Origin of the sequence: Clostridium beijerinckii HUN142, from assembly GCF_000621745.1 — a bacterium.
GTDB classification, from domain to species: domain Bacteria; phylum Bacillota; class Clostridia; order Clostridiales; family Clostridiaceae; genus Clostridium; species Clostridium beijerinckii_A.
In genome coordinates this window covers 52,346-62,267 of record NZ_KK211340.1, presented here as the reverse complement: position 1 = coordinate 62,267, position 9,922 = coordinate 52,346, and the positions used below count along the sequence as shown (strand labels likewise).

At 29.6% G+C, this 9,922-nt stretch carries 8 protein-coding genes, 1 pseudogene and 1 riboswitch; of the genes and pseudogenes, 7 read left to right on the top strand and 2 right to left on the bottom strand.

The window, feature by feature from the left end; all coding sequences use genetic code 11:
• From T483_RS29915 to T483_RS0127335, 6 genes and pseudogenes are all read left to right on the top strand, one after another.
• A pseudogene (locus T483_RS29915) lies at nucleotides 1-1,272 on the top strand (hypothetical protein); the annotation flags it as partial.
• An 11-nt stretch (nucleotides 1,273-1,283) separates the two neighbouring features.
• Complete coding sequence (locus tag T483_RS0127355; protein WP_026889688.1) at nucleotides 1,284-1,856, top strand: hypothetical protein; 573 nt, start codon at nucleotides 1,284-1,286, stop codon at nucleotides 1,854-1,856.
• Nucleotides 1,857-2,076: 220 nt separating this feature from the next.
• Nucleotides 2,077-2,850 (top strand): prolipoprotein diacylglyceryl transferase, encoded by a 774-nt coding sequence (locus tag T483_RS0127350; RefSeq protein WP_026889687.1) that lies wholly within the window; start codon nucleotides 2,077-2,079, stop codon nucleotides 2,848-2,850.
• The gene (locus tag T483_RS0127345; protein WP_026889686.1) at nucleotides 2,837-3,673 is read left to right on the top strand and encodes a hypothetical protein; all 837 of its coding nucleotides are present in this window, start codon (nucleotides 2,837-2,839) and stop codon (nucleotides 3,671-3,673) included. The genes T483_RS0127350 and T483_RS0127345 overlap by 14 nt, the downstream gene beginning before the upstream one ends.
• 18 nt (nucleotides 3,674-3,691) lie before the next feature.
• Complete coding sequence (locus T483_RS0127340; RefSeq protein ID WP_026889685.1) at nucleotides 3,692-4,531, top strand: Mrp/NBP35 family ATP-binding protein; 840 nt, start codon at nucleotides 3,692-3,694, stop codon at nucleotides 4,529-4,531.
• Between the two features lie 129 nt (nucleotides 4,532-4,660).
• Nucleotides 4,661-4,852, top strand: coding sequence for a ferredoxin (locus T483_RS0127335; protein ID WP_011967430.1), 192 nt, complete (start codon nucleotides 4,661-4,663; stop codon nucleotides 4,850-4,852).
• A gap of 229 nt (nucleotides 4,853-5,081) precedes the next feature.
• Here T483_RS0127335 and thiT read toward each other — a convergent pair whose 3' ends face one another.
• Both thiT and T483_RS0127325 read right to left on the bottom strand, forming a co-directional pair.
• The gene (gene thiT / locus T483_RS0127330) at nucleotides 5,082-5,759 is read right to left on the bottom strand and encodes an energy-coupled thiamine transporter ThiT (protein WP_026889684.1); all 678 of its coding nucleotides are present in this window, start codon (nucleotides 5,757-5,759) and stop codon (nucleotides 5,082-5,084) included.
• 55 nt (nucleotides 5,760-5,814) lie between these two features.
• A riboswitch (TPP riboswitch) is annotated at nucleotides 5,815-5,915 on the bottom strand.
• Nucleotides 5,916-6,320: 405 nt separating this feature from the next.
• Nucleotides 6,321-7,169: a DegV family protein gene (locus tag T483_RS0127325; protein WP_026889683.1), complete on the bottom strand. Its 849-nt coding sequence runs from the start codon at nucleotides 7,167-7,169 to the stop codon at nucleotides 6,321-6,323.
• 458 nt (nucleotides 7,170-7,627) lie between these two features.
• On the opposite strand from T483_RS0127325, the gene T483_RS0127320 reads away from it, so the two are divergent.
• Complete coding sequence (locus T483_RS0127320) at nucleotides 7,628-9,736, top strand: anaerobic ribonucleoside triphosphate reductase (RefSeq protein WP_026889682.1); 2,109 nt, start codon at nucleotides 7,628-7,630, stop codon at nucleotides 9,734-9,736.
• Nucleotides 9,737-9,922: the final 186 nt, after the last annotated feature.

Sequence of the window (9,922 nt, the reverse complement as noted above, 5' to 3'; positions counted from 1 at the left end):
AAATATGATAAATGCGATAAACATGACAAATGTGACAAAGAAGATAAATATGATAAATGCGATAAGCATGACAAATATGGTAAAGAAGATAAATACGATAAGTACAATAAATGTTATAAAGATGACAAGCATGATAAGTACAATGAATATGATAAGTATGACTATTTTGAAAAAGAAGAAGATGTAGATTATGTAATTGGTAATATATCTAAGAAATTGGATACTTATGATGGAGTAATAGATCTAAAAGTAAGTCATCACATGTATGAGGATGTTATAGTATATGGATTTATAAAGGATAAGAAGAACCATAATTCTAAATGGAAGAAGTTTAAACTGGAAAAGAAATGTAGAAATGACAATCAGGATATAAATAATGTGCAAGTTAGTTCCAGAAGAATAGAAGAAAACTTTAAATTGGATAAATTCAATGACGTAGATGCTTCAGATAGAATGGACATAATAGATTTTGATGAATATGAAAATAATATTCAGCAAGGAAATTTAGGTGGAGCTACTGGAGCAAATGATACATCTACTATGAATACTACTGGTACAGGGGAGTCGATGGAACAAGTTAATTCAAATTCTGGAATGGACCAATTTGATACAGGAACAATGTGGCAACCATGGTCAGGAAACTCATTAAATCAGACTAATACAGGAGCTATGAACCAGACAAGTACTAATACTGGAACAGATCAAACATCATCAAATACTGGAATGAATCAGACAGGAACAATGGGACAGCCAGAGACTAGCGGTGAAACTGGAGGCATGGGACAGCTAGACTTAAATATGGGAGATACATCAAATGTAAATAGTAATAATCAAAATACTTCAAATCAAGGATTCGCTATAAGTGGAGATATAGGTAAGTACTTTGAAAAGCTAGCACAAGATTTTGAACCATTTATTGGAAAGTTAAATGATATAAATTTCTGTAAATGGTATAAAATCATTGTGAATGGCATAGAAGATTTATCAAATGATTCGAATTATAATAAATATACATTAGCATATTATCCGATGTTAAATTATTACCCTTATATTAGTAAAGCAGGTCATTTCTTATTGGGATATAAGTGCAATAAAGATGGAGAAATGCAATACATTATATACGCAATACCAGGAAGCAAAGAAAAAAATGATCAACCATATGGTGGAAGAACAGGTTTCGTAACATGGACTAATGATAGTAATGATGGTAAGGGATATTGGTTAATGTTCTATGATTTTAAAAATTCTTCGATCGTAATTCCGGCTAGATAGAGAACGTCGTTATGAATAAGAAGCAATTGATTGTTACGTCAATATTGTTATCATTGATGTTGATACTGGTCATAACCCAGGGCTTCTTTAAAGAAAATTTCGAACAGGTAATTCTTATGGATCAGGGAATAAGCAAATTTAAAGAATATTCTTTTGACGATAATAAATATGTTATATCTCTGCCAAGTGAATGGAATGTGGATGAAAAAGAAAGTAAAGGGCAATATGTGAGTTATGAATTAGATTTTAAAGACAAAAATAATAAGCTTACTGGTTTATTGCAAGTAGTAAATACAAAAGAGGATATAAATGTGTTTGCTGAAAAAGATTTAAATAATCAATGTTTAGAATATTATAATTCAGAATTAACACCTTTTAAAAATTCCTATAATTCTGGGGTATTAGTTAAGTATGAAACAAAAGTAAAGAATGGGTATGATTTTAATAATGAATGCTATTATCTAGATTTAGGAGAAGGTAAAACAGCGAAGATATTATTTAATCTTAAGTCAAAGGATTATAAGGAAAATATGAAGACTATTTTAAATACTATTATTTCAAGTATTAAATCATCTCAAAATTAATGTCAACCAATTTATCCCATATAAAGTTCTAGGATTTATAAGTGGTTGATGTGAGATGACTACATTATATGTTTAGTATAAAACATATAATTGTATTAATGCTGAGTTGATAGATTTAAATAAGATTTGCCAAGGATAAGCATAAGTATTATAATTTAAGTATCAAGGAGAGGCCAGGATAGCTTCTCCTTGATACTTATTTGACGTTTGGAGGCGAGCAATGAGGATAATATTATTTGAGATATTTGGGATACAAATAAAGAGTTATGGATTAATGATTGCAATTGGAATAATAGTTGCAGCTGCTATATTTATAAATAAAGGAAAGAAAAAAGGTTATGATGAGGATTCTTTATTAAATTTAGTAATTTTAGCTGTAATAGGTGGAGTGCTTGGTGGAAAAGGATTATTTATAATAACTGAATTTAAAGATATTATCAAAGAGCCAAGCATATTACTGAACTTTGGATATGGATTTGTTATATATGGTGCCATAGGCGGAGGAGCCCTAGCCATGTATTTATATTCTAAGAAAAAGTCATGGAATATTGTTCAAATGTTAGATATGACAGTTCCGGGTCTTGCGATAGCTCAAGGCTTTGGTAGAATTGGATGTTTTCTAGCTGGATGTTGTTATGGAGCAGAAACTAAGTTGCCAATAGGTGTTACATTTCCAAGGGGATCCTTAGCACCAGCAGGAATACATGTACATCCAACACAAATTTATTCATCAATATTTGATTTTTTACTAGGATTTATACTTTTGTATTATGGTAAAAAAGAAAAACAAGCGGGAAAGATAGTGGGACTATATTTAATAGTATATAGCATAGGTAGATTTTTAGTGGAATTTTTAAGAGATGATCCGAGAGGAAATGTCGGGATTCTATCAACATCACAATTTATCGCAATATTTACTTTGGTGATTGGTATTGTTGTATTTAATAACCACAAGATTTTCAAAGGAGCGAAGAGGAACATTGAGAAACAATAAATTTTTAACGATAGTTTTACCATTGGTAGTAGTCTCTAGTATGATGCTCTCAGGTTGTAGCTTCATTGATAATATAGAAGTTAAAATGAATCTTAAAAATCAACAATTTGAGTATATAAAACAGAATAAAGTAGATAAAATTATTATACAAAGCGTTAGAGATAGTGGATTTAGGTTTGTAGTTAATGATCCTAAAGCCATAGATGATATTTACAAGATTTTATCAGACGGAAGTGAAGTTTCAAAGAAAAGCTCATTAGATCCAGATTATATTTTTGAGGTATGTACTGGAGATGAGGTTAGAAAGTATCAGTATGTAGTTGGCGCTAACGAACATGGGACAGGAAACTTTTATGATGACGATAAGGCGTTTTCAGTACCTAAAAATTTAGAGAATACAATAATGCAAAATCTTTCGTTCATAAGAAAACCAAGAGATTTTAATTATATATATTATCAATCAATATTAAAAGTTATTGATAAGAAAAAAGATAGCTTATCTAATGGAAATAAAGTTGGCGTTAACATATCTGGAGATACAGATTGCTTGAAATACATATTTTCTGTGGATTTAGAAGATTTTAAGAAAAGTTTGAACAAAACTTTACCTAGTGTTGATTTAGTAAATAATAATTATGAAGATTTTGATACAATAATTAAAGTGAAAAATAGAGGATATAATAGCACTGTTTTCAAAACACTAATAACAGTAGATAATAAAAAGGATAATTCTTTTGAAAGCTACTATATAACAGCAGAATATAATTATAAAGACTGGGATATCAAAATAAGTGAGCCTAATAAAGCCCCACAAGATTGGTAAGTAAAGGAGCATATATAAATGAGTTGTGAAAATTGTAAAAGTAAAGACACATGTCAATCTAAAGAAACAGGATGTAGTGAAGAAAGCTTAAAATTGACATCCAGATATGGAAGTATTAAAAATGTCATAGGGATTATAAGTGGAAAAGGTGGAGTTGGTAAATCAACTATTACTGGAATGATGGCAAGTATGTTATCTAAGAAAGGATATAAAGTAGGAGTGTTAGATGCAGATATTACAGGTCCATCTATGCCTAGATTTTTTGGAGTTAATAATAAGAGAGCTAAAATAATTCCATTAGAAAATGATATGGTTAAATTTGAACCAGTGGAAACGGAAAGCGGGATAAAAGTAATTTCCATGAATCTTTTAACTGCTGTAGAAGATGAGCCTGTAATTTGGAGAGGGCCAGTGATTACAGGAGTATTAAAGCAGATGTTTGTAGAAACTAATTGGGAAGAACTTGATTATTTACTTATAGATATGCCACCGGGTACAGGAGATATTGCTTTAACTGTAATGCAGGAATTTCCTATTGATGAAATTGTAATAGTATCTACACCACAGGATATGGTATCTATGATAGTTAAGAAAGTTGTTATTATGGCACAAAAGATGGGTATAAAAATTAAAGGGGTAGTAGAAAATATGGCATACATAAACTGTCCTGATTGTGATAAAAAGATAAGAGTATTTAGTAGAAAGTCCTCAGAAGAGAATGCAGAGTATCTTGGAGTTCCTTTAATAGGAGAACTACCAATTAATATTGAACTTACAGAAGCATTAGAGCAAGGAAAAGCAGAGGAATACGTTAAAGAAAATCCATTATATTCACTAATATTTGAAGGATTATATTAATAGAAAACGCCTTTTCCTTAAAATATATTTATTTCATTATTTTAAATTATATTATTAAATATACATAACTTAATATTTCTTAGGAAATAATAAGTTTGTAATTTGATATTAGAGGAGATGAAATAAACTATGAAACCAAAAGTAGATAAAGATACTTGTATAGCTTGCGGCTTATGTCCATCCATATGCCCAGAGTGCTTTGATATGCAGGATGATGGAAAAGCAGGAGCTATAGTTGATGAAGTTCCAGAAGGTTGCGTAGATGAGGCAAAAGAAGCAGAAGAAAGCTGTCCGGTAAATGCAATTGAAATAGAAGAATAAAATTTAATTGCAGATACAACTAAAACGTCTAAAATGAATCACTTATAAATAATAGTGTATATTATTTGATCAAAAATAGGATTAATTTTGTTTTATAAAACAAAATTAATCCTATTTTTATTCTATATATCTTACAGTAATAAATTTAAACCCTAATAAGTCAAATGCTTAATTACTACTAAAATGTAGAAACTTAATTGCAATATATATAAATTGTTTTATATAGTAGCTAATTTGAAATGGTATTTACTGATGATGCATGAAAAATTCTTTCTATAGGAAGAACGGCTAGGATTACTAGGCATATGATTCCTTCTATTCCAACCATCGGACCATTAACAAGTAAGGAATAAACCACCGGAGACATTCCTTCTGGGGCAAATGATCCAAAGAAAACTATACCAGAAATAAGATGACACAAAAATCTGACCAGTACTGCAATACTTACTCCAACTAACTTTTTTTGCTTGAAGAATCCAGCAAGACCTAATGCCGTAAAGGGTAACGGATAGTCAAATAAAACTTGAACAGGATGTAGTATATATGGATCCAGTATTAGGGTTATGACGCCATAAAGAAATCCTGTTAAACATCCAACTTCAGGGCCATATATAAATGCGATAAGTAATACTGGTATCATGCTCCCTAGAGTTATGCTGCCACCTTGAGGGAAATGATATAATCTTAGCATTTTTAATATAGTGGCTAACGCTAATGCTATACCAATTCTAGCAATTAGTTCTGGAGTGAATTTTATCTTTCTTGCCTTAGCTAGTACTATAAGTAGTAAAATGCATCCTAACAAAGTTATAATGGACATTGGACTTGCAAGGATATCTTGAATGTTTTGTGAGAAATTCTGAAAGAGTTTAGAAAATTGTTCAATCCAATCATTAAAAATTGACATAAAAAAAACCTCCTTAATTGTGCTCGGAGATTATCAACCCAATAAATAGTTTTAAATTTTTAAGAGGTTGCATTCCCTACGCTAGAATTAACTAGATCAGGTTTTAAGGGTTTATGAATATCAAATCTCAGCCTCTCGGCTCCCCTAGCACATTATAAATATATTACACTTATACTATTTTATACCTATTATTATAGATAGTCAATTAGATTATATGTATTAAATTTGTTATTATTGCTTAAATTGGAATGAGAATTTGATCTAGTATTAATCAAATTTATAGAGTGATGCGGGATTGTACTATTTGGTAATCTACTTGATGAAATGGTAAAGATATCATCATTTCTATTAACAATAGTAGCATCTTTATAGGTTGAATCTAATATAAAATCTTTCATAATAACAAAACAGTCCCTTCAGTGAAGATTTCTTTGTTAATATTATTTACAAGTAGGAAAGGAAGTATACTTATAAAAGATTTTAGAGCTAAATAAAAAAATATAAGTTTTAATACTTAGCTCTTTGATTGCAAATAAAATAGTTAATATAGATGTTTCTGGATTAATCTAATCTTTCAACTATAAATCCAACAAGACCAGGTCCGGTATGAACTCCAAGAGCAGGTCCTATTGATCCTCCTAAGGTACATTCGATTAAATTAGGAAGGTCTTTTATAGAATCGTAAAGCATTTTGGATTTTTCGGGAGCATTCCCATCTAAGATCCAAACTTTACATTTATGGTTTTCTAGATAATTTATTAATATATTTGTTAATTTAGATATACACTGATTTATGCCTCTGATTTTACAAACCGTATGATATATGCCATCATCACCAACAGTAATAATAGGTTTAAGATTAAGTACACCTGCTATAGTTCCAGCAACTTTACCAATTCTACCTCCTTTTATTAGGTATTCTAGTGTATCTATTGTAAAAAACACGTCAATCTTATTTCTAAAACTAGGTAAAGTTTTTACTATTTCTTCAAAAGATTTTCCTTGCTTTATTAGGTTTAGTGTTTCAACAACCATAGCTCCTTCTGACATAGTTAAAGTCATAGAATCAAATACAAAAGTCTTTACTTCAGGGATATTCTCAGATGCAAGTCTTGCAGAGTTATAAGCACCAGAAAGACCACTTGATATTGTTATAATAATTGCATGTGTATATCCTTGATTTTTCACTTGTTTTAAAGCAGATGTAAAATTATCTACACTAGGTAAGGAAGTTTTAGGAATTTCCTTTGGTAAATATTCATATAGAATTTGGGGAGTTATATCTATTCCATCAATATATTCTCTGTCAGAGAATATAATTTTAAACGGGACTATCTTAATATTATTTTCTATTACGAAATTTGTATCCAAATCAGAAGCACTATCAGTTATTAATGCTATTTTATCCATCTTATTTCCTCCTAGAAATGTATAGTCTTAGTTTAATTATAACACTATTTGTAAAAATTACATTTCCTATTAATTACTAAAGAGATAATTTATATAATATAAATCAAAAAAATAAATTATTTCTTTATAAAATTATTTGGCTTGTATAAAATGATACTTTACAATAAAATTTGATAAATTGAACTTTTTAAAACATATATATAATAATTTTATTATAGGTTATTATGAAAAAATACTTGAAATCATAGTAAATTACAACAATAAAGATTATCTATAATAAGTCAAATATAAAAAGTCTTAAAAATTAGATAAATCGAAAGATAATAGGATGTAAATTAAGATAATTAAAATCTAGTGGTTTAAAAATAAAAAATTAGAAGTATTGCTAATGAATACCTAATACAGTATAATAGTACGGTAGTAAAAATACTATATATTGTGCCATGGAGGGAATAATAATGCTATATGTTGTGAAACGCGATGGAAGAGAAGTAGAATTTAATTCAGATAAAATAGCTCAAGCAATTAAAGGATCAGCTAGTGAAATCGGTTTAAATTTGAAAGAAAGTCAAGTTCTAGATACTGTACATAAGGTGATTACTTATATAGAAGAAGAGTATAAAAAGACTATAACTGTAGAACAAATACAAAATTTTGTGGAGAAGGCATTAAGAGATGAGGGACACAAGGATATAGCAGTCGCTTATTCAGCATACAGAAGTGAAAGAACTAAGGTTAGAGATATAAAGTCAGACTTAATGAAGGCTATAAGACAAATTGGAGTTGAGACTGATAGGGATAACGCAAATGTAGGAAATAATTTCAGTTCTAAGTTATTAAGAATAGCATCTGAATCAAATAAGTGGAATACACTAGCTACTATGCCAAAGAACTTAGCAAAGGCTCATGAGAATGGTGATTTATATTATCATGACTTAGATAGCTATAATTTAACTGTAAACTGCTTGCATATACCAACAAAAGAGATATTAGAAAATGGATTTAATACTGGATATGGAACAATCAATGCTCCTAAGAGAATTGAAACTGCGGCTGAATTGTCATGTATATTATTACAATCAACTCAAAATGATATGTTTGGTGGTCAATCTCATCCAGACTTTGATAATGATATGGCTATATTTGTAGAGCCAACTAGAGATGAAATTAGAGAAGAATTATTGGAACTAGGTGTATCAGAAGAAAAGCTAGAAGCTATGGTAGAAAAGAGAGTAAGAAAAAAAGTACAACAAGCAATGCAAGGTGTAGTTTATAATCTTAATACAATGCATTCTAGAGCAGGATCTCAAGTACCATTTAGTTCAATTAATATTGGCTTACCTACAAGTTTAGATGCGGCATTAGTATGTGAAGTTTTTCTTCTAGAATATGAAAAGGGGTTAGGTAAGGGTGAACAACCAATTTTTCCTAACATAATTTTTAGAGTTAAATCAGGCGTTAATAGAGAAGAGAGCGATCAATACTTTTATTTATATAAACTAGCATGTAGAGTGGCTGCAAAGAGGATGAATCCAACTTTCATGAATATCGATGCAGATTTTAATAAGGAATATTATGATAAAGGCTATGTTCCGGCTACAATGGGATGTAGAACTTATCTTATGAAAAATATAAATGGTGAACCTGGTTGTAAAGGAAGAGGAAATATAGCACCTACAACTCTCAATCTTCCAAGAATAGCGCTACAGGCCAAAAGTGATATAAATAAGTTTTTCAATATATTAGATGCAAGATTAGAATTAGCAAAAGATTCTTTAATGCATAGATATGAGATTTTAAAGAATCTAAGAGTTAAAGATTTACCTTTTGTTGCAGGCCAAGGACTTATGAAAGGATCAGAAGGATTAAAACCTGATGATTCTATAGAGCCAATATTAAAGCAAGGAACTTGGGGAATAGGATTCATAGGTGTTGCGGAAACCTTATTAGCTTTAATTGGAAAGCATCATGGTGAAGATGAAGAAGCAAGAAAATTGGGAATAAGGATTGTTGAACATATAAGGCAATATTGCGATAGGCTTACAGAAGAATATAAATTAAATTGGAGTTGTTACGCTACTCCGGCAGAAGGCCTTTCAGGCAAGTTTATAAAGCAAGATCAAAAGATATTTGGATTAATAAAAGGAGTAACTGATAAGGAGTATTATACAAATAGTTATCATATACCAGTTTCTTATCCAATATCTATTAAAGATAAGATTGATATTGAAGCACCGTATCATAAACTTTGCAATGGTGGGCATATAAGTTATATTGAAGTAGATGACACACCAGATGCAGAAACAATAATGGATATAATAAATTATGCATATAAAAATACTAATATTAGTTATATGGGAATTAATTTTCATATAAGATATTGTAGAGAATGTGGTACTTATCTTCAAAACAATGAAAACAAGTGTCCGAAATGTGGTAGTCAGAATATTCAAGGAATATCAAGAGTTACAGGCTATTTAAGTTTAGATGAAAGATTTGGTGCTGGAAAGTATCATGAAAGAGAAGATAGAATATCACATACTGAGAGACATGTGCACCATTACTAAAAAATACAATGTATAGGTAATAGTTTCTTAATCTATAAATTATAATATATAAAAAAGAGGATGAATTTATTAATTTCATCTTCTTTTTTATTTAAAAAAATATATGTTTTAATCAGGTTTCTACATTATAGTATTAATTGATTACTTTGCTACTAGGTTTTAAATGTAAATTTATTATCGAAATAT

What these genes read in the sequence shown, in the direction of transcription:
- T483_RS0127355 (WP_026889688.1), top strand. Translation starts at nt 1,284, where the DNA reads ATGAATAAGAAGCAATTGATTGTTACGTCAATATTGTTATCATTGATG.
- T483_RS0127350 (WP_026889687.1), top strand. Translation starts at nt 2,077, where the DNA reads ATGAGGATAATATTATTTGAGATATTTGGGATACAAATAAAGAGTTAT.
- T483_RS0127340 (WP_026889685.1), top strand. Translation starts at nt 3,692, where the DNA reads ATGAGTTGTGAAAATTGTAAAAGTAAAGACACATGTCAATCTAAAGAA.
- T483_RS0127335 (WP_011967430.1), top strand. Translation starts at nt 4,661, where the DNA reads ATGAAACCAAAAGTAGATAAAGATACTTGTATAGCTTGCGGCTTATGT.
- thiT (WP_026889684.1), bottom strand. Translation starts at nt 5,759, where the DNA reads ATGTCAATTTTTAATGATTGGATTGAACAATTTTCTAAACTCTTTCAG.
- T483_RS0127325 (WP_026889683.1), bottom strand. Translation starts at nt 7,169, where the DNA reads ATGGATAAAATAGCATTAATAACTGATAGTGCTTCTGATTTGGATACA.
- T483_RS0127320 (WP_026889682.1), top strand. Translation starts at nt 7,628, where the DNA reads ATGCTATATGTTGTGAAACGCGATGGAAGAGAAGTAGAATTTAATTCA.